This is a genomic window from Pirellulaceae bacterium, assembly GCA_029243025.1.
Taxonomy (GTDB): domain Bacteria; phylum Planctomycetota; class Planctomycetia; order Pirellulales; family Pirellulaceae.
This window is the reverse complement of the sequence record JAQWSU010000032.1, coordinates 95,996-116,053: the sequence shown is the minus strand read 5'-3', so window position 1 is coordinate 116,053 and position 20,058 is coordinate 95,996. Positions and strand designations below refer to the sequence as shown.

At 53.2% G+C, this 20,058-nt stretch carries 22 protein-coding genes; 17 read left to right on the top strand and 5 right to left on the bottom strand.

Annotated features, from left to right (window positions below):
* Positions 1-170: 170 nt before the first annotated feature.
* The gene (locus tag P8N76_14985) at positions 171-854 is read right to left on the bottom strand and encodes a TIGR04282 family arsenosugar biosynthesis glycosyltransferase (protein MDG2382972.1); all 684 of its coding nucleotides are present in this window, start codon (positions 852-854) and stop codon (positions 171-173) included.
* A 7-nt stretch (positions 855-861) separates the two neighbouring features.
* Positions 862-1,167: a glutaredoxin family protein gene (locus tag P8N76_14980; GenBank protein MDG2382971.1), complete on the bottom strand. Its 306-nt coding sequence runs from the start codon at positions 1,165-1,167 to the stop codon at positions 862-864.
* A 437-nt stretch (positions 1,168-1,604) separates the two neighbouring features.
* Here P8N76_14980 and P8N76_14975 point away from each other — a divergent pair, with 437 nt between their 5' ends.
* The 6 genes from P8N76_14975 to P8N76_14950 all read left to right on the top strand — a co-directional run bounded on the left by P8N76_14975 (position 1,605) and on the right by P8N76_14950 (position 8,802).
* On the top strand, positions 1,605-2,327 hold the full coding sequence (locus P8N76_14975; protein ID MDG2382970.1) for a hypothetical protein: 723 nt from the start codon (positions 1,605-1,607) through the stop codon (positions 2,325-2,327).
* Entirely contained in the window at positions 2,302-4,176 is a 1,875-nt protein-coding gene (locus tag P8N76_14970; GenBank protein ID MDG2382969.1) for a hypothetical protein, read from the top strand. The genes P8N76_14975 and P8N76_14970 overlap by 26 nt, the downstream gene beginning before the upstream one ends.
* Before the next feature lie 404 nt (positions 4,177-4,580).
* The gene (aroF, locus tag P8N76_14965) at positions 4,581-5,594 is read left to right on the top strand and encodes a 3-deoxy-7-phosphoheptulonate synthase (GenBank protein ID MDG2382968.1); all 1,014 of its coding nucleotides are present in this window, start codon (positions 4,581-4,583) and stop codon (positions 5,592-5,594) included.
* Between the two features lie 92 nt (positions 5,595-5,686).
* A complete protein-coding gene (locus P8N76_14960; GenBank protein MDG2382967.1) occupies positions 5,687-7,129 on the top strand; it encodes an MFS transporter in 1,443 nt (480 codons plus the stop codon).
* 120 nt (positions 7,130-7,249) lie between these two features.
* Positions 7,250-7,858, top strand: a complete 609-nt coding sequence (locus P8N76_14955; protein ID MDG2382966.1) for an SIS domain-containing protein — start codon at positions 7,250-7,252, stop codon at positions 7,856-7,858.
* Positions 7,855-8,802 carry an ROK family protein gene (locus tag P8N76_14950; protein MDG2382965.1) on the top strand — a complete coding sequence of 316 codons (948 nt, stop codon included), beginning with the start codon at positions 7,855-7,857 and terminating at the stop codon, positions 8,800-8,802. The genes P8N76_14955 and P8N76_14950 overlap by 4 nt, the downstream gene beginning before the upstream one ends.
* Positions 8,803-8,815: 13 nt before the next feature.
* On the opposite strand, the gene P8N76_14945 is transcribed toward P8N76_14950, so the two are convergent.
* From P8N76_14945 to thrC, 3 genes are all read right to left on the bottom strand, one after another.
* Positions 8,816-9,187: a hypothetical protein gene (locus P8N76_14945; protein MDG2382964.1), complete on the bottom strand. Its 372-nt coding sequence runs from the start codon at positions 9,185-9,187 to the stop codon at positions 8,816-8,818.
* A 96-nt stretch (positions 9,188-9,283) separates the two neighbouring features.
* Positions 9,284-10,093, bottom strand: coding sequence for a 4-hydroxy-tetrahydrodipicolinate reductase (gene dapB, locus P8N76_14940; protein MDG2382963.1), 810 nt, complete (start codon positions 10,091-10,093; stop codon positions 9,284-9,286).
* 36 nt (positions 10,094-10,129) lie between these two features.
* Entirely contained in the window at positions 10,130-11,530 is a 1,401-nt protein-coding gene (gene thrC, locus P8N76_14935; protein MDG2382962.1) for a threonine synthase, read from the bottom strand.
* Positions 11,531-11,931: 401 nt separating this feature from the next.
* Here thrC and P8N76_14930 point away from each other — a divergent pair, with 401 nt between their 5' ends.
* The 11 genes from P8N76_14930 to P8N76_14880 all read left to right on the top strand — a co-directional run bounded on the left by P8N76_14930 (position 11,932) and on the right by P8N76_14880 (position 19,906).
* Entirely contained in the window at positions 11,932-12,342 is a 411-nt protein-coding gene (locus P8N76_14930) for a TraR/DksA family transcriptional regulator (GenBank protein MDG2382961.1), read from the top strand.
* 65 nt (positions 12,343-12,407) lie between these two features.
* Positions 12,408-13,058 carry a signal peptidase II gene (locus P8N76_14925; GenBank protein MDG2382960.1) on the top strand — a complete coding sequence of 217 codons (651 nt, stop codon included), beginning with the start codon at positions 12,408-12,410 and terminating at the stop codon, positions 13,056-13,058.
* A 375-nt stretch (positions 13,059-13,433) separates the two neighbouring features.
* Entirely contained in the window at positions 13,434-13,850 is a 417-nt protein-coding gene (locus P8N76_14920; GenBank protein ID MDG2382959.1) for an Rrf2 family transcriptional regulator, read from the top strand.
* A gap of 25 nt (positions 13,851-13,875) precedes the next feature.
* Entirely contained in the window at positions 13,876-14,673 is a 798-nt protein-coding gene (locus P8N76_14915; GenBank protein MDG2382958.1) for an inositol monophosphatase family protein, read from the top strand.
* 51 nt (positions 14,674-14,724) lie between these two features.
* Positions 14,725-14,985 carry a hypothetical protein gene (locus P8N76_14910; GenBank protein ID MDG2382957.1) on the top strand — a complete coding sequence of 87 codons (261 nt, stop codon included), beginning with the start codon at positions 14,725-14,727 and terminating at the stop codon, positions 14,983-14,985.
* A 12-nt stretch (positions 14,986-14,997) separates the two neighbouring features.
* The gene (gene rpmB / locus P8N76_14905) at positions 14,998-15,285 is read left to right on the top strand and encodes a 50S ribosomal protein L28 (GenBank protein ID MDG2382956.1); all 288 of its coding nucleotides are present in this window, start codon (positions 14,998-15,000) and stop codon (positions 15,283-15,285) included.
* A gap of 52 nt (positions 15,286-15,337) precedes the next feature.
* On the top strand, positions 15,338-15,628 hold the full coding sequence (gene gatC / locus P8N76_14900) for an Asp-tRNA(Asn)/Glu-tRNA(Gln) amidotransferase subunit GatC (GenBank protein ID MDG2382955.1): 291 nt from the start codon (positions 15,338-15,340) through the stop codon (positions 15,626-15,628).
* An 11-nt stretch (positions 15,629-15,639) separates the two neighbouring features.
* On the top strand, positions 15,640-17,181 hold the full coding sequence (locus P8N76_14895; protein MDG2382954.1) for an Asp-tRNA(Asn)/Glu-tRNA(Gln) amidotransferase subunit GatA: 1,542 nt from the start codon (positions 15,640-15,642) through the stop codon (positions 17,179-17,181).
* On the top strand, positions 17,178-18,656 hold the full coding sequence (gene gatB / locus P8N76_14890; protein MDG2382953.1) for an Asp-tRNA(Asn)/Glu-tRNA(Gln) amidotransferase subunit GatB: 1,479 nt from the start codon (positions 17,178-17,180) through the stop codon (positions 18,654-18,656). Before P8N76_14895 ends, gatB begins: the two co-directional genes overlap by 4 nt.
* 22 nt (positions 18,657-18,678) lie before the next feature.
* The gene (locus tag P8N76_14885; protein MDG2382952.1) at positions 18,679-19,452 is read left to right on the top strand and encodes an SAM-dependent chlorinase/fluorinase; all 774 of its coding nucleotides are present in this window, start codon (positions 18,679-18,681) and stop codon (positions 19,450-19,452) included.
* A 109-nt stretch (positions 19,453-19,561) separates the two neighbouring features.
* On the top strand, positions 19,562-19,906 hold the full coding sequence (locus P8N76_14880) for an adenosylmethionine-8-amino-7-oxononanoate aminotransferase (protein MDG2382951.1): 345 nt from the start codon (positions 19,562-19,564) through the stop codon (positions 19,904-19,906).
* Positions 19,907-20,058 lie beyond the last annotated feature (152 nt).

Below are 20,058 nucleotides of genomic sequence, written 5' to 3'. Positions count from 1 at the left end.
AACATAGCCTGATTGACTCCTACGCGATTTGTTCACCAACTTGTTAGCTCTATCGGGATAGTACGGCTTACCTGTCGAGTATGCTCGACAACGCCGTCAGGATCGGTAGAAAGCGCAAGCTTGCCGCACCTTGCGCTGTTTTACATCGAACGATTCCACACGTGATCGGATCAACGTTTTCCACGTATGAGCAATTGATGACAAAGCTGCGATAGCACGCGAGTGGCTTCAGAATCTGGTTTTGACTGGTCCAATTCGTCAACCAGTTGCTGGAGCCCTTCTAGCGTATCGATATCATACCACTGGGGTAAAACTGCGAGAGAAATCTCTGTTGGGTTCGACTCGATTCGCTGTAAAGTTTGACGCCACACTTTCTCGGTGCTCCAGTCAATTCTCTCAAAGAGAAATCCCAGTGGTTTTTGCATTCCAACCAGATAGTAGCCGCCGTCGGTAGACGGGCCCAAAACGGCGTCATGGGTTTGAAGATGCCGGAATGCATCTCGAACGTATTGAAGCGGCAGAGAGGGGCTGTCCGAGCCAATTAAGACCACACGGGAAGCGCCTGCCTGGAACCTTTGCTGAAATAATCGGCTGAGTCGGTCCCCCAGATTACCAGAAGATTGTGGAGTTAGCTTCCAAGCTGCGGCGCCGGGAAGCTTTTCAAAATCACGCCGATGTTCACTCGGTGCGAAGGCGAGGATTCGCTGATCCCCCTCGGTTTGAAGCCGATTGAGGAGCGTCACAAGGAATTGACGGTAGATCTCGCTGGACGCATCCATACCAATCTCGACACCCAAGCGTGTTTTGACTCGACCTGGTTGCCAATATTTTGCGAAAACCACAAGTTCATCCATGGCGTGATTACCCTGTCGAATGAGAGAGAAGTCGTCGCAACAGGACGCCATTGACGCGTCCCCGAAAACGGATTTTTCCGTCAATTTCGACCACGGGGACGCAACAATCAAAGCGTTGGCGCAATTCAGCGTCGTTATCAATATCGACCATCTTGGGGCGGATACCGTGCTGGAGAACCAGCCGTGCTGCGTCTTCACAGAGATGACAGCCTTGCCGCGTGTAGATGACAACTTCGTGTGAATTAACGCCGTTTGCCGGTCTTAAACTTTCTTTTAGCCTTCGTGCCAACTCAAAGATTCCTAGTAGTTTCATCGTGCTCGTCTCGACGAGAAGTGGTTCCTATCCGTCACACGAATGGCATGCGAGCGGATCACTCCGTTAGGGTAATGGGCTTTTTGCGAGCTTACTAGAGTGTGCCAACGGGCTTAGACTCGGCGGGCTGGCATGCGGCGTTCGCATTGGCCTGAGCAAGCTGCGAGTTGACCCGTGAGCCGGCCATTTTCTTGACTTAATCAGCGCAATTATCCTGTTTGCGAATCTTAACGTAGATGGGATTCTGATTCTTCCGGTTGCAAAATCCTCCTTGTCGAGTGTTAAGGCGGTTGTTCGTAAGGTGTTTGGGAATAGGTATTTAGTGTTGTTCACTTGAATTTTCAGCTGAGATCCCTCTAGCATGTAAGTGGTCTCAGTATTTCGAAATCGTTCTGTTTCATCGAAAGTTGAGCAAAGATCCTGTCTCGAGCCCTGCCATGACGAATCGAAACCCAAAGAAACCGACGAAGCGGATCGCACGTCCCACACAACACTTGGGGAGTTCGAAACGATATCGACATGGGGCAGCTTTGAGTCAGCGGACTCGTGGGATGGAGAAGAACGAGCAGTTTCCGTTTGCACCACCTGAAGACTGGTACGAAGTGGGAGATGTGCCAGGCCGTTCTTACGAACTCGTGATCCAGGCACCCGGCCCCGGATACCGGCACGTCGTTACCCCCGAGGAAATCAGAGATCGTTTGTCGGAGTTGCCCGATCAGATGCTAGAGCCGCTCGCTGTCATTCAGTTGAGCCGGATGACCCGAAAAAAGCAAAGTTTGCCTTGTTATGGCATGCAGTGGGGAAATGCGCTCTATCTTTATCCGATCGAGAATAGTTTGATTGAGTACTATTGCCGGCCTCCGAAGCCAGCTCAACGGACGGAGGCTCGCATGTTTGGGGGACGCTGGTATCAATCGGGGCCATCCGAGTGGCAATTGATTTGGAGCAAGGCTGCGGTAAAAGATTTTTATCTTAATAACATTTTGATTCACGAATTGGGCCATTTACTCGACAATCGAAATCGAAGCTACACCGATCGAGAACGTTACGCCGAGTGGTTTGCGATCGAACACGGTTACAAACAAAGTGATGGTTCCAAAAATGTCCGCCGCGTTAAGAACAAGCAGAAGCGAATTGTCAGACGTCATCATACGTCATGAAGTGGTTGATCGATCTCGACATCTTGCGAGATGTTTCCTTCGATTTGTGTTGCCGGCGTTGATTTTTTGTTGGGGCAGCAGCCCTGGCGTCCAACAGGGCATTCTTTCCGCTGCTGAAGCGGCTGATCAACCGAGTTGGGCACAGATACGCGCCGACTTGCGTCAAGCTGGCAAACTGTATCAGAGTGGTCAATTTCAAGATGCGGCTGATTTGGTGAAGGCCGTTCAGTCGCGATTAACGACCCTGTCGGCGACAACTGCCGCAGAGCAAGCTGAACAAAAAGCGGTCTATCGTTCACTTCAGAAAGCACAGACTTTGCTTGAACTGGAAGGGATTTCGCTGCCTCAAGTTGCAAAGCCTTCTACCGTCTCGCGATCTGGAATCAGTTATACGAAACAGATCGCACCTCTTCTGGAGAAGCGATGTGGTAGCTGTCACATCAACGATACAAAGGGTGAGTTGAGTATGGCGACTCACGCTGATTTGATGCGAGGAGGTTCTGCAGGGCGTGCCGTTCGGTCTCGCCGTGCGAATGCAAGTTTGATCGTTCGCCGAATTCGTGCAGGCGAGATGCCGCCGGATAATCCCAGTGTGACGAAGAGCGAGCTGAAACTGCTTTCATCGTGGATCAATCAGGGCGCGCGGTTCAATGGAAAGGTAGAGCAATCAAGGGTTAAGCCTGCTGACAAGACTGACCGTCCCTTGTCGCCGGAGATCGATGGTTCTGTGAGTTTTTCGAATCAGATTGCCCCATTACTTGCTGCACAATGCGTCGCCTGCCACGGTTCGAACAATCCACGTAATAATTTGAGCTTGAGCAGTTTTCGACGCATGGAACGCGGCGGGGATGGGGGACCACTTTGGGATTTGCAGAAGCCCGCCGACAGTTTGCTGGTCAAAAAGTTACGGGGAACTGCAGATGGGCAGCGGATGCCACTGAATCGGCCCGCATGGTCTGAAGCTCAAATTGCGACGGTACTCCGTTGGATATCCGAGGGAGCCCTGTTTGATGGCGATAGCCCAGCACAAAGCGTCGAGGATTTGGCTCTTGTGTCGAAATTACGGAATGCGACTGCAGCCGAATTGAGCTCAGAACGGGAGCGATTAGCAATCCAAAATTGGCAGTTGGTGTTTCCGTCCCATCGCCCCGATCTGGTCAAGTCGGAGCACTTCTTATTGGTGGGGGATGTCTCCGAAAAAAGGTTGACCAAAATTGCCGAGCTCGCGGAGAGTCTCCGAACGCGGATCGACCGCATTTTACAGCTTTCATCACAGGCTCAGGCAAGGAAGGGGCGAATTACGATCTTCCTCGTGCGAGATAGTTACGAATACAGTGAATTCGCTCAAATGGTAGAAAAAAGAGCGGTGCCGGTTTCCTGGAGGGGGCACGCAAGGACGGCCGGGCTCGATGCCTATGTCGTGCAGTTGCTACCGAAATCGGAGCAGCGAGACGGGCAATTCGATGCTGAACTGTGCCGAGGGATCGTCGGAGCCATGTTGCAATTGACCGGTGATTTGCCCGATTGGTTTATCGTGGGGGCAGCCAATGCGGTGGCAGCCAAGGTGGCTCCCCGATCGTCGTTGGCAAAACGTTTATCGCAGGAATTGCCGTCAGTTGTCGCGAGAATGGATTCCCCGGAGGAGTTGTTGAAGTCGAAATTATCTCCGGAATCTCAGGAAGTTGCTGCTGCTGGCTTGTTGCAAGCGATGCTTAAAAACGGTCGTCGATTCGGGCAAATGTTGCAGGATGTGGAAGGTGGTCAACCTTTCTCCGAGGCGATCTTGCAGCGTCTGGGGCAACCGATGGAAGCCATCGCTGAAAATTGGTGGAAGACGCTGGCGAATTGATCATGAACGCCAATCCGAATTCATCGGCGTCAATTTTCTACTCGGAAAATAGTTTTTTTGTCCATCTTGAAATGCTTGGCGAAGGCAATCATAATGCGTGCATCATGAGAAACTGCTTCCGATACTTTTGGTTTTTCTACTTTACGAGCCGTGGTCGTGGGCCCGGAGGCGCTTTGTAGAGATCCAATTGCATCCGAAGCGAAAAAGGCCCTGAGACCCAAAACGGATCTCAGGGCCTTTTTTGTTGCCGATGCGAATGCTGTGATCAGCCAAAACAACCCAAGACAATGATTCCGTTCATCCGATTCTTAGGTTTTCGTGTTAAACAGACGCGACCCGATCTCAGCCGACGTCGATGAATTATTTCGACTACCCTGACACAAAAAAAATACGGAGTTGATTCGATGATTGTTGTAATGAAACACGGAGCGTCGCAAAACGAAGTGGAACACATGGTGGAACGTGTCGAACAAATGGGTTTGAAAGCCCATGTGATTGTTGGCACGGAACGAACTGTGATTGCGGCCATTGGCGAAAAAAGAGAGGAGACGCGTCAGTCGCTGGAAAGTGGACCAGGCGTGTCGGAAGTCGTTCCCATTTTAGCTCCCTATAAGGTTGCTAGCGTCGAGGTTAAACCGGAGCCAACGACAATCAAGGTTGGCAGCTTGACCGTTGGCAATGGCAAGATTGGGATGATTGCCGGTCCCTGTAGTGTTGAATCGGAAGAACAAATTATTAAAACGGCCCATGCTGTTCGTGCGTCAGGGGCAACGGCACTGCGAGGTGGTGCTTTCAAACCACGAACAAGCCCCTACAGCTTTCAGGGCATGAAGGAAGAAGGGCTCAAGTTACTGGCTGCGGCGCGGGAAGAAACGGGCCTGGCTGTTGTCACGGAGGTGGTCTCGACAGATGATGTCGATTTGGTCGCACGATACGCCGATGTTCTGCAAATCGGTGCTCGGAACATGCAGAATTATCGATTGTTAGAGGCCGTAGGAAATTGTGATCGGGCCGTTTTGCTAAAACGAGGTGCAAGTGCCACACTTGACGAACTTCTGCTTGCCGCAGAATACGTGCTCAATGAGGGAAACTCAAACGTCATGCTTTGCGAACGGGGAATCCGAACTTTCGAAAGTCATACCCGGTTCACACTTCCATTAGCTTCCGTTATCTATCTGCATCAGAAGACACACTTGCCGATAGTGGTTGATCCTTCCCACGGTACGGGCCACGCGAGTATGGTGCCCGAAATGTCGGTTGCAAGCGTTGCTGCGGGAGCTGACGGGTTAATTGTTGAAGTGCATCCCGACCCGGAAAAGGCGCTGAGTGATGGATACCAATCCCTGACTTTCGAGCAATTCGAGGACACAATGCAGCGTTGTCGCCGAGTTGCTGAAGCGATGGGTAACTCGTTCTAATGCGTTTGAGTTGCAAGTCCAAATGAGTGGGATTGCAGCAAAAAATGCTGTGGTGGACGGTTCGTCTTGTTCATTTTCGCGTCGAGTGCATAATGCGACGCATGAACAGTCATACGCATCGTGCCTCCCAGCCAAATCTGCCCTTGATGCGAGATATTTCGTTCTGGGGCATGTCGATCACGCAGTTTCTCGGTGCGTTCAACGATAATCTGTACAAGCAGCTTGTGCTGCTACTTTCGATTCCGGTTGTGGTCTCATCGTTCCAACAGGATCAGCAGGATATTGCGACGATCGTGTTTTCGTTGCCATTTGTCCTGTTTTCGGGCTACGCCGGATACCTTTCGGATCGGTACAGTAAGAGACGAATCATCGTTGCCAGCAAAGTGGCCGAAATCGTCGCCATGTTGCTTGGGTTGCTTGCATTTATTCTCTATCGATCGAGCGGTTACCCCGGGTTGCTGGTTGTGCTCTTCTTAATGGGGACGCAGAGCGCTTTTTTCGGGCCAGGCAAATATGGCATCTTACCTGAATTGTTTCGGTATGAAGATTTGCCACGAGCGAATGGAATCATCCTGATGCTGACCTTCTTGGCGATTATCTTCGGGACTGTTTCAGCTGGATATCTGAAGTACTTGTTGGTTGACGTAAATCAGCCCCTGGCTGAACAGGCTCACCATTTGGCGATTGGTTCGGCTGCCTGTGTGGTGATTGCGGTGATCGGTACGGTCATCGTGTTTATTGTCCGAAAGGTACCAGCGGCAAAGTCTGATTTGAAATTCGTTTGGGCTTCCTTGTTTGTGCGGCGCGATACGTTGCAGATTTTGCGGGCAGATCGACCGCTGGTTGCTGCTCTGCTCGCGTCGAGCATGTTTTGGCTTGTCTCCGGGATTGCGATTCAAGCAGTCAATTCTTTAGGAATCGTGCAGTTGCGTTTGAACAGCATGCTGACCAGTGTCATGACAGCGATGGTGGGCCTGGGGATTTCCGTGGGGGCCGTCATTGCCGGGAAACTTTGCCAGGGACGTGCTAATCCCAAAGTCGTTCGAGTCGGACTCTGGGGGCTGGTGAGCTGTCTGGTTTTGCTTTCGATTTCCTGGCCGGTAGGCCCGGCTCAAGCAACGGGAGTCAAAACGCATGATCGTCAGTTAGGCTCCGCGGTCAGCATGCAATCGACCGCTGAAACGGCCGCTGCTGGCAGCAAGACAGGCTCAGCACCTGAGTATCATCATCTACTTGGCTTTCAAGGATCGCTGGTTGTGCTCGCCCTGTTGGGCGTGGCGGCTGGATTCTTTGCGATACCGGTGCAAGTCTTCATCCAGTCTCGGCCTCCAGACGAACAAAAAGGCAGAATGATTGCTGTGATGAATCAGGCCAACTTTCTGGCAATCTTGCTTTCCGGAGTTCTGTACGGGCTCTTCAGTCGATTCATCGTGGAGATGGAATGGCCTCGCAGTCCCCTGTTCGCGCTGATGGCCATTTTGATTTTTCCGGTGTTGTTGTTTTACCATCCGACTTTGAGCGATTCGGATGCGTAGACTGCGGGGGAATCGATGACGCTCTAAAGGATCCAGATGCCGAAGACCACGAGGCAGGCGGAAATGGCTAGCATCGGAACTTGGTATCTTCACACATTTTTGACGTAAGAGAGAAAGCACATGCTAGGAGCCTTGCTGGACCAACGGGAATATATTGATCGCTTACAGGAAGAATTGTCTCGCATCGATCAGGCCGCGATGCAACGCTGGTCAGATTTGACCTACGATGCCTGGGAGCAGGAACGTTTTGTTTACGTTTTTGGTAATGGTGGTTCGGCGACCACGGCGACCCATTTTTCTGAAGACCTTGGTAAGAGTAGCCTGCGGGAGAGCGACCTGCAGGACGAGTCTAAAAAGCGGCTCAAGATTATGAGTTTGACGGACAATGTTGGTTGGATGTTGGCTGTCGGCAATGACGTCGGATACGAAGACATTTTTGTGCAGCAGCTGATGAATTATGGGCAGGCTGGCGATCTCGTATTGGCAATCAGCGGTTCGGGAAACAGCCCAAATATTGTGAAAGCAGTCGATTGGGCAAATCGTCATGGTCTGACAACCTTTGGACTTTCAGGTTTCAATGGCGGCAAGTTGAAGCAAATGCAGACGGATGGTTTGCACGTTGCTTTGGATGATATGGGAATGGTGGAGAGTGTTCATTTGTGTTTATTTCATTGGGTCTTGAACGACGTGTTCGCTCGAATTAATCACGAAGGTAGACATGCTCAATGATTCTCGGGATTGAAATCGGTGGGACCAAGCTGCAGTTCGGCGTGGGCGATTTCCAGCCAGCTGATGCACAGCTTGTCGCGTTGGAACGTTGTTCGATTGACCGTGATGAAGGTGCCGAGGGAATACTTCGTCAAATCAAGATTTTGGCACCCAAGCTGATCGAGAAATATCAAGTCGCTGCTCTTGGGATTGGATTTGGAGGGCCGGTTAATTGGGAGCAACGGTCGACGATCACGAGTCATCAAGTCCAAGGCTGGGATCAATTTCCTCTTGGTGAGTGGTGCAACCAGCAGTTGGGGATGCTACCCGATATTGGTAACGACTGTGATGTGGCCGCCTTGGCCGAGGCCACGTTGGGGGCAGGGCGCGGTGCGCGTCGCGTGTTCTATGTGACGATCGGTACCGGGATCGGGGGAGGATTGGTGATCGACGGCCAGATTGATGGACAAGGACGACCGTCTGTCGCCGAAATTGGCCACCTGCGACCGGGCCTCGAAGCAGTCGAATTGGGGTGCACGGTGGAATCATTCGCAAGTGGTTTAGGGATCGAAACTCAAGCCCTACAGCTTCTATCCGATTCGCTCGCAGGCTCGGACCAGGAGCTTGCTGAGCTGCGAAGTTTGCAAATTGAGTCGCAGCTGTCCGCGAAGAATATCGCTTCGCTTGCCTTGGCTGGTAACGAATTGGCTGCCGGAGTATTGAACCAAGCTGCCCGCCATTTGGGTTGGGCGATCGCGCAAATGATTACGCTCGTCGCGCCTGAACGAGTCGTGATCGGCGGAGGGGTGGCCTTGATTGGCGAACCTTTGTTCGCACGTCTGCGATCACATGTGCAGCAGTATGTCTTTCCACCGTTGGCCGATTCCGTTTCATTGCTACCGGCCGCGCTTGGCGAAGAGACTGTCGTGCATGGTGCGATCCAGCTGGTTCGGGGTAGGCAATAGGCTTTTCAGGTGGCTATTGCTGGGCCTCTCGCTTCAGTTTTTCGATGACCTCGGGTAGCGGGTAATCGATGATGGCAAGCTCTTGCCCCGAGATTTCTCGAAGTCGCCGCCAGCCACGGCTGACCAGCTGCTCGCGTTGTTCAACGAATGCTGGGTCGAGTTGGCGTTTGTCGAAATCGCCCTCTACGAAAATCGAAGGGAATTCAGCGTCGACAATGAATTGGGCTAGGATCGGATTGCATCGCAAGTGACGTTCTTGCGACGTATGCAGCAGTTCTGGATCGATGTCGCCGATGACGAACAGCAAGTAAAGTTGGCTGTCGGTCACCTGACTAACATCATCACCGCAGACATCGCAGAGGTAACCTTCGTCGCACTTTGCCATTGGGTCCCACTCGTGAATTAATGCCTGTTGGTGTCGCGCCCGACACGGGAAACGTGCCATTCGCACGGTTTAGCACACGATGCACCTAGCCAGGACTTACAGCTGGAGTACGTCATTCATGGAATAAAAGCCCGGCTGCTGAGTGGCGACGAATTTTGCCGCTTCAAGAGCTCCGAGTGCGTAGCAATCTCGATTGGTCGCTTTCACCGACAACTCAACGGTCTCGCCGAGCAAGCCGAAGACAATCGTGTGCTCGCCCGGGTTGTCTCCGGTTCGCAGTGCGTGATAACCGATTTCGTGTTGAGGTCGGGCTCCCGGACGCCCCTCGCGACCATGCACATGCTGATTCTGTCCCATCTCTTCGGCGATCAATTCGCCAAATCGCAACGCGGTCCCGCTGGGCGAGTCTTCCTTGTAACGATGGTGTCGTTCAATGATTTCAACGTCCGCTCCCGGGCCATAGGAGGCAAGTTTCTGGGCGGCAATTGTGGCAAGTTTCATGGTTAGATTCACTGCCAAGCTCATATTGGGAGCCCGCACGATTGGAATGACCTTCCCTGCTGCATTGACTTGTTGATCGACCTCGGGTGAAAGGCCCGTCGTGGCAAGGACTAAGGCCACCGACTGTTCTTGGCATGCGGAAACAATGTCTGCAACGGCCTCGGCGGTCGAAAAATCGATGACGGCCTCGGCGGTCTCGGGTAGCTTGGAACTGATCGGTACGCCCAGCCTGCCGATCCCCGCCAGTTCACCTGCGTCTCGTCCTTGGTCCGGGTGTTCCGAGGATTCGAGCGCTCCCACAATTTGCATCGCACCGTCGTTGGCACCGAGGGCAATGAGTCGCCGCCCCATGCGTCCGGCGGCACCATGAATGACAACTCGAGTCGGTTCGTTTTGGCTGGCCATGAATCCTCCTGTGTGCGGCCGATGTCGACTTTGCCACTAACTGTAGAGCTGAATCGCTCGAATGATTTCATCCAAATCGTTTTGGACGGCAATAGCCCGATTTGCAAACGAAGCTCGTTGGACTCCACGGCTGCCCAGGATCTCATTGAACTTTGCCTGATCCGTCGTGTGATAAGCTACGGTCGCGGTGGGATCTTTCAATTGGTGCCCGGTCAGGATGCAGACCACGCGATCGTTGGCTGCAATCACACCCTCCTCACGCAAAAGTCGCGTACCCGCCACACTGGCCGCACTCGCCGGTTCACAACCGATACCGCCTGCGCCTACTTTTGCCTTTGCGTCAAGAATTTGCTGATCGGTCACGCGTCGAACCACGCCATCACAAAACTCTAACGCTCGAATGCATTTATTGAGATTTACCGGACGATTGATTTCAATCGCACTCGCAATGGTTGATGCTTTGCGCTGCTTCTGGTCCAGCTCGTCATAGTAGTGACACGCTACTTCCGCATTGCTGTTACCACCCCGCCAGCGCAAATCGCGATTCTCGTAAAGTTCGTAGAGCGTGTCGGCCCCCGCCGCATTGATGATTGCCAGTCTCGGGACGCGATCGATGAGGCCAAGCTCCTTCAGTTCCATGAACGCTTTGCCAAACGAACTCGAGTTTCCCAGGTTTCCGCCGGGAACAACAATCCAGTCTGGGATTTGCCAACCGAACGCTTCCAGCACCCGCAGCATGATCGTCTTCTGTCCCTCAAGACGAAACGGGTTGACGCTGTTGACCAAGTAGATCCCCAGACGCTTGGAGATTTCGCGAACACGTGCCATCGCATCGTCAAAATCGCCCGCGATCTGCACGGTGAGCGCTCCATATTCCAACGCTTGAGACAGCTTTCCGTAAGCGATTTTTCCAGACCCCACGAAGATGATTGCTTTCATCAGGCCGGTCACGGAGCAGTACATGGCAAGCGACGCACTCGTGTTCCCCGTCGATGCACAAGCTGCTTTTTCGGCGCCAATCATATGGGCGTGTGTGAACGCTGCCGACATTCCGTTGTCTTTGAAACTACCGGAAGGGTTCATTCCCTCGTATTGCAGGAACAGCGAACCGGGCTTCATCTGGGCGTATTCCGCCACGCCGTTTGCTTGCTGCAAAATCGTTTGCCCCTCTCCGACCGTGACGATCTTGTCGCCGGGGGCGAATGGCAAGAGATCACGGAAACGCCATACACCGCTGAAATTGAGCGGATTAGACCGTTTTGACCACTTCGATTCGAAATCCGACAGCTTCTTCGGGACGGGCAGTCGATCCCAGTCGTAGACCACATCGAGCAGATTTCCACAGCTCTCACAGGCGACGAGGACCTGCTCGACCCCGTAGGTCGCACCACAAGCGGGTGAAATGCAACGTTGGAAGGCAACATCGTTCGATGGCACGACGAATATCTAACGGTAAAGGAAGAAGGGGTGGGTTGGTGCGGTTCGCTCGGCGTAGTCTAGGACACGAATCTGAGCCCATCAAGGGCGAGCAGTCGCGACGGCCAACCGTTTGGGGCCACGCAACCGCCGTTTTTTCCAGTGAAATGAATCATTTCTGTTGGTAGACCGTTCTTTTTCGCTCGGATGGCGGTGTGCCGCCTGTCGGGCGGTCCGGACCAAATCGTCTCCTCGTCAAGCGGTGCTAACGCGCCAAGGTGAGCTGTCTTGGGGATTTGATCGGATGAGGTAAGTTATTTGATAATAAGCGATTACATCTGTTTCTTTGGCTCTGCCAAAGCTGCTGCGATATTTGACAGTTGAGATATTCCTTCTTAGAATGGAGTGGATAGAGGCAGGAAATGGCACCACAGGGCTTTGTTTTTGGAGCAGCGTCGATCGGCATGGTCAAACGGTTGATGAAAAAAGCGGATATGAAGGTCTACAAGGAGCGCCTCCTCGAACTCCGTGCTCGTTTACGGGGAGATGTTTCTGCGATGGCCGAAAAGACACTGCGCGACAGTGGCGGTGAGTCGAGTGTGCCGCTTCACATGGCGGACGTTGGCAGCGATAACTTCGAGCAGGAATTCACGCTCAGTTTGATGGCGAACGAAGGGGATACCCTGCAGCGGATCGAAGCCGCTCTTGAACGGATTGAAGACGGTGTCTATGGTTCCTGTGACGAGTGCGGGAGTGTGATCCCGAAAACGCGTCTCAACGCGATCCCATACACTCCTTTTTGCGTGAAATGTGCGGAAAAGCTTCAACGCTAGAAGAGTTGGCCACCTTGGAAAAGCAGCTTCTGCTGCTTGGTTAAGGCGCGGTCGGCGGGCCACCAATGATCGATACCAAGGATGCCAGCGATCGATTTGCCGTTCAAGTCGCACCGGTAAGACGTCTCTTGCTTTTTGCCGCCGTTGCTGGCCTGGGCTGTGCTCTTGACCTGTTCTCGAAACACTTGGTTTTTCAGTGGCGAGGAATGCCTGGCGAATTGCCCGTCTGGTGGCTCTATCCGGATCTGGTGGGGATCGAGACCTCTTTGAACACCGGGGCGCTTTTCGGACTCGGGCAAGACAAAGTGATCTTCTTAGCTGTTTTCTCGTTTGTGGCGCTGTTCTGCCTGCTGATTTGGTTCATCTGGGGAGGCGGTGGACGAGACTTGTTTTTGACGCTGATCCTTGCCTGCGTGACGGGCGGTATTCTCGGAAATCTTTACGATCGACTGGGATTGTGGGAGCCAACCTTTGCTGTTCCGGCAAATCAGCAGATGGCCGAGGAATTGGCTGAAGGGGGTGAGTTTGTCTACGCTCGCAACGCGGTACGCGATTGGATTCGTTTGAGCTATGGTCGTTTTGTTTGGCCAAACTTCAACGTTGCCGATTGTTTATTGGTGTGTGGAGCCGTTGCCCTGATTTGGCATTCGTTTCAGACCTCCAAGAATCAAAAATTGGGCTCTGTCTCGGTCGACTCGCCGAATTCTGAAGCCTGACGCTCGTCAGCTGCAAAGTGTAGATCTGAGATCGAAATTACGGGAGATCGATCCGTCCCAACGAGATCGCTCAACACGATCACGATTCGCCTGCAGGTCGGCTGGTAGTTTGCGTGGCCTTGGAGTTTTTGTGTGACTGGGAGGTTTGACAGGGGATTGTAGCCCGCCTATATTGTTTGCCGTCGCGTAGCCACTTCTAGACGGTTGGCTATGGGTCCCGCGTCGTGTGTTGGGGGCAGCTCGGAGGCTTGACCACGTTCTGTTGGTGTGATGTTAGGAATCGACTGATTGCCTCAGCAACCCCAAGAGGTGTCGTTTTCTGTCATCTGTTGATTGGCAGCATTTGAGCATTTTGTCAGAAAGCGGGGCGTGACGATGAAACTGTCACGTACAGTAGCGTACGCAATTCAAGCGACGCTCCAGCTAGCCGAGTCAGATAGCAAGAATCCAGTCCCCTGCAGCAGGTTGGCTGCCGAGGGCGCGATGCCGGAGCGATTCTTATTGCAGATTTTGAGAAATTTAGTCACTCATGGGATTCTGCAATCAACGCGGGGCGTCGAGGGAGGGTATACTCTGCTTCGAAGGCCGGACGATATTTCCGTCCTTGAAGTAATCGAGGCGATTGATGGGCCGTTGGGTTCGGAGGTTCCGGTTTCGGACGGGCTCAATTCGGAGTCCCAGGCGCGGCTTCAATTCGCGCTACGGCAGGTGACCCGAACTGCCCGGCAGCAACTCGAGGCGATTAAGTTATCGCAAATCGTTCGGTCGGAGCCGTCCGAAATAGCCACCTAAAAACATTTGCGCAATGGATGCCAACATGAGTGCGGAAGCGGCAATCTCTGCTCGCTTGCAATTCGCCCGTCTCGCGGCGAAACAAGCTGGTCGCTTGGTCATGGGACACTATGACCAAGATGTCGCGGTGGAACGAAAGTCCGACAACAGTCCCGTGACGATTGCCGATCGCGAGGCTGAACAGTTGATTCGTCGGCTGGTTGCTGAGGAGTTCCCAGACGACGGCGTACTGGGAGAGGAATTTGGCGAGCAGCCTGGCATCAGTGGCTTTCGGTGGATTCTGGATCCGATCGATGGCACCAAATCCTTCATCGCGGGTGTGCCGTTGTTCGGCACGATGGTCGGTGTCGAGTTTGAAGGGCAGTGCATCATTGGCGTTGTCGAGTTTCCAGCATTAGACCAGCGAATTTATGCGGCCCGTGGACAGCACGCTTGGTGGCAGATCGGCGAGCAGCGGGCAATGAAGACTCATGTTTCCGCAGTTGATCGACTCGCCGACGGTTTGTATGTAACCTCCGAGGTCCGCTCCTTTGCCGAGCGAGATGCAATGTTGGTGCATGAGCAGTTGGAAGCCGCTTCCTGGTACAGTCGCACTTGGGGCGACTGTTATGGCTACTATCTGTTGGTGACGGGCCGAGCTGTGGTCATGCTCGATCCGGTTGTCAGTCTGTGGGATACGGCCGCGTTATATCCCATTCTCAAGGAAGCAGGCGCCACCGTGACCGATTGGAAGGGCAATGATTCGTATACGTCAGGTGAGCTCTTGGCCACCAATGGTGCCGTCTTTGACGAGGTGCTCACGATCATTGCCAACGCCCGTTGATGCCTCCTGGAATACGGTGACCTGGAATAAGGTGTCGATCACAAGGCCAGCATGGATCTACTCTTGACGCTGAAGGTTCCCGTTGGGTTGTGTGCGATTTCTGTCTGGGGGAACGGTGGATCGACCGAATCGTGGTTGGCCGGGGATTTCGCCGCCATTTTTTCACGGAAAAGTGTCTGTAGTGAGTTCGTGTCTGGCAGTTGGTCGGGGAAACCGCCGAGGGGCGGGAGCCAAGAGGCTTTGCTACCTGCGGTTGCGACGACGGCCCTATCGGATATACTGGCGGCTTGGCTGATACAAGTAAGTGTTTAAGAGGAAATACCGATGGCTCGGGAGTGTCAGATCTGCGGAAAACGTGCCCAGATGGGGAATAGCGTGGAAACACGCGGTAAGGCCAAGTATCTGGGGGGGGTCGGTACGAAAGTGACGGGAATCACGCGTCGCAAATTCAAGCCTAATCTGCAAAAGGTGAAGGTGGCATTGAACGGCGGCGGAGCGAAGGCGATGCAAGTCTGTACGCAATGTTTGCGGAGCGGTGCTGTTCGAAAAGCTGTCAAGCGGGCTCCGTTTAAGCTAAATCCTGCCGAAACGAAATTGTCCGCCTCTTCTTAATTTTCTTTGGGAGCACGGCTCGCAGGTATTTGCCCGATCTCGAGTTGCAAGCATGAGTCTCACTCGCCAGGAAGTCGAAAAAGTGGCCCTCTTGGCTCGTCTCCAACTGACGGAAGACGAGTTAACGACGATGACCAGTCAACTGGGGCAGATTCTTGAATACGTCGACCAACTGGGGCAGCTTGACACGGAAGGTGTCGAGCCGATGGCCCACGCAATCGAGATGAGTAATGTGTTCGCGGAGGACGAAGTTCTCGCGAGTTTGCCGCGTGACGAGGTTTTAGCCAATGCACCCAAACGCGATGATGAGTGTTATCGCGTTCCGGCGGTCCTTGGTGATTGAGTTTCTTGGCCATGTCTATCACGAATCTTTCGGCCATCGACCTTCGCCAGCAAATTGCCGACCGTAAGCTATCCTCCGTCGAAGTCACGCAGGCATTTCTGGATCGCATTGCTCAAGTGGATGACCAGGTGAAAGCCTTTCTGCAGGTTGACGCCGAGCGGGCACTCGACCAAGCGCGTCAGGTCGATCGGCGGCTTGCGAATGGCGAGACGGTGGGTTGCCTGGGAGGGGTCCCTGTTGCGGTCAAGGATCTCCTTTGTACGCAAGGAAGTGTGACAAGTTGTGCGTCGAAAATGTTGAGTGAGTTTCGACCGCCCTACAACGCGACGGTCGTGCAGAAATTGGCCGACTCCGGTGGTGTTTTAATCGGTAAGACGAACTTGGACGAGTTCGCGATGGGCGGATCAACGGAGAGCTCGGCTTTCCATCAAACGTGTAATCCATGGGACACGTCACGCGTGCCTGGTGGTTCCAGCGGTGGCGCGGCAGCAACTGTTGCTGGGAGCATGGCGCCACTTTCTGTTGGTACGGATACGGGCGGATCAATTCGGCAGCCGTCTGCTTATTGTGGTGTTGTCGGGCTGAAGCCGACCTATGGCCGTGTCAGTCGCTATGGACTGGTCGCGTTTGCGAGTAGTCTTGATCAGATTGGCCCGCTGGCTTGGTCGGTAGAGGATGTTGCTCTCTTGTTGGAAGCGATTGCCGGCCACGACAAACGCGATTCGACATCGGCGCAGCGCACCGTACCGGCCTACACGCAAACCGTCAGTCAGCCGCTGAAGGGGCTACGATTAGGTTTTCCGAAAGAACATTTCGAAGCCGGGCTAGATGATCAAGTTGCTGCTCAAGTTAACGCCGCGATGGATGTTTATCGAAGTTTGGGCGCCGAGATCTGCGAGATTTCTCTGCCACACAGTCGATATGCCATTGCTGCGTACTATATCATCGCTCCGAGTGAAGCCTCGAGTAACTTGGCCCGATATGATGGAGCGCATTACGGCTTTCGAACGGATGAGCAAAAGATGTTGCGAGAGTTGAAGCAGCAACGTCGTGAACTCGAGGCAGCCGGCCAGCATGATGCGGCGGGTGATCTTGATTCTCCACTCGTTCGTATGTATCGCCGGACTCGGGCTGAGGGATTTGGTGCTGAGGTCAAACGCAGGATCATGTTGGGAACCTACGCCTTAAGTTCCGGCTATTACGATGCCTATTATCTCAAAGCCTTGAAAGTGCGACGACTCATCCGGCAGGACTTCGATCAAGTATTTGAGAAGGTTGATTTCATTATTGGTCCGGTGACGCCGACACCTGCTTTTAAATTGGGTGCCATGGCAAACGATCCACTGTCGCTTTATTTGCAGGATCTTTACACCGTCAGTGCCAATCTGGCCGGTATCACCAGTATCTCAGTGCCGTGTGGGTTTACGAACGAAAACTTGCCTGTCGGGCTGCAATTGCAGGCTCCTCCGTTTGAGGAAGAACGGTTATTGCAAGCAGCGAATATGTATCAACGCGAGACGGATTGGCATTCGCGGAGGCCCTCGTTGTCATGAGCGACCTTCCCTACGAAATCATTGTCGGGCTTGAAGTTCACGTCCAACTTGCGACGAAAACAAAATTATTCTGTCGCTGTAGCACTCAGTTCGGAGCTGATCCGAACACCCAAACTTGCCCGGTTTGCACAGGGACGCCCGGGGCACTGCCGGTTATGAATCGACACGCCTTTGAATTGTCTTTGGAAACTGCATTAGCGCTCAACTGCGACATCCCTCGATTCACAAAATGGGATCGCAAGCAGTATTACTATCCCGATTTACCTAAGGGATATCAGATCAGTCAGTTTGATCTGCCGATGTCTGAAAAGGGCTGGCTCGAAATTAGTGATCCCAAGGATGCTTTTGCGCCGAAAATAGTCCGAATCACTCGCGCTCATCTGGAAGAAGATGCTGGCAAGAGCATGCATGATGAGGCGGCTGGTAAAGCGGATACACGCATCGATCTAAATCGTACGGGTACTCCGCTGCTCGAAATTGTCAGTGAGCCCGACATGCGTTCGCCCATGGAGGCAAAGGCGTATTTGACCGAGTTGCGATTGTTGCTCACCTACCTCGGCGTGTCTGATTGCAACATGCAAGAAGGCAGTCTGCGGGTGGATGCCAATATCAATTTGGGGGTTGAAACATCCGAGGGTGAGATTCGTACACCCATCGTCGAAGTGAAAAACGTAAACAGTTTTCGCGCCGTCGAGCGGGCGCTCGCTTATGAAGCCGAGCGACAGTTTTCGGAATGGCAGGATTCGGGCCACAAGATCGGTGATGTCCCCAAACAGACTCGCGGGTGGGACGATCAGGCACAAGTCACGAGAGGCCAACGAAGTAAAGAGGAATCGAGCGATTATCGCTACTTTCCCGATCCGGATCTCGTTCCTATTGTCGTCACTGAGGAGCAGATAGCTGCCGTTCGGGCAAAACAATCCGAGCTGCCGGCCGCACTCCGAAAGCGAATGCAGGATGAGTATGCTCTCTCGCACTACGACGCCGACGTGATGGTTAACCACGGACGCGACTTAGTTGACTACTTCGTCTGTGTGGCCGACCGTTCGAACGATCCCAAGCGAGCGGCGAATTGGATGCACCAGGACGTCATGCGAACCTTGAATGAACAAGGAATCTCGATCGCAGATTTTCCAGTCTCCGCGGATTCGCTCGCCGAATTGTTGCTCTCCGTGAATAATGGCGAGTTGGATGGTAGCCGATCGAGGGATGTCTTTCAGCAGATGTTATCGGCGGGTCAGGATCGAGTCACTGCGATGAAATCGCTCGGAATCGAAAAAGTCGACGATTCGGTACTGGTCGATTTGTGCCGCTCTCTGCTGGAAGCAAATCCGAAGGTTGTTTCGGACGTTCAAGATGGAAAAATGCAGGCCGTCGGCGCACTGATCGGTCAGGCAAAAAAGAAAAATCCGAACGTGAATCCTGGCCAGGTGCGTGAAATCTGTCTGCAGTTGATCCAAGAAATGACATCCTGATTCCTCGTTGGAGTCTCATTTGATGTTGATCACATTGCTGACTGATTTCGGTGAGGGCAGCCAATACGTCGCCCAAATGAAGGGCGTGATTCTTGGTCTTCATTCAGAGGCGCGGATTGTGGATGTCAGTCATTCCGTGCCGCCGCAAGCAATCCGGCAAGCAGGCCGGCGACTCGACGCAATCGTCGATGCTTTTCCTGCCAACAGTTGCCATCTAGTCGTAGTGGATCCGGGAGTCGGAACAAAACGGCATGTGTTGCTGGCACATCTGCACGACCAGTTCTTTATCGCGCCCGACAATGGTGTGCTTACCGCTGTGATGGAACGCTGGCGACCTGATTGGGTTCGCGTTATTGATCAGCCGAGATTTTGGAGAAAGCCCGTTTCATCGACGTTTCATGGTCGAGATATCATGGCACCCGTCGCAGCCTATCTTGGGGAGGGCGTTCCCGCAGCAGAACTGGCTTCTGAGGTCGATGATTGGGTTAGCGACCCCAACTGTCAGCCCCGAGTGTCCACGAATCGAATTGAAGCGACGATTGTCGAAATTGATAGTTTCGGCAATCTGATCACAAATGTTGGCCAAGATTGCTTGCCCACCGATGGTCGGTCGATTTCTATCAGCTTGCTGGATGGGAGCAAAATCGAACGCGTCTCGACCTACGGTGATCGCGGGGTTGGCTGTCGGGTGGCGTTGATCGGTTCGGGGGGCGATCTCGAGATCGCGATCGTGAATGGGAACGCGGCCCGACTGCTGCAGGCAAAGCTAGGCGATTCCGTCCTGATTTCCTGGTGAGTTCCGTCTCAATGACTTCAGTGTCTTGTTTTTTGACTCCTTTCCAACTGTTTGCCCAGAAAACAGGATCGCTGACCTAAGCTTGGCTGTCTGGTAGCAACTCTTTACAATGAGCCGAGAGTTCACAAGCGGCAACCATGCACATGTGACGTCGGAGACAGGTATTTTGGGCGGATCACTGAAGGGTATTGTCGTAAGCATCACGGATGCAGGTGATGCCGTGACGGATATTTCGATCGATCAGTTGGCGGCTGTTCCCACAGACGATCGAGTTTCGATCATGTGTGATGGCCACGTGACGAGTCGCATTTTTCCAGCGGATCACCAGCAGGCCGAGATGACCTTTCTTGTCGTTCAAGGGGAATCCGGCTTTTTAGAGCTATTGCTGGTTGGTGATAGTGCCAGTGCATTTTTGGGGTTTAAGCCTGGCAGCGTGGTTGCCCTTAAGTGGTAGTCGCGGTCCATTCTTTCCGATGAGCCGTCTCGGCTCGTCATAATCTAATTACGATCAAAGTCTGCACAGCCGGTAGCCGATAAGAGCAGCAGATCCCCGGCTATCTCCCAATTGAGCCAGATGAATTATTTCCCAGGGGGGGAACAAGTGTC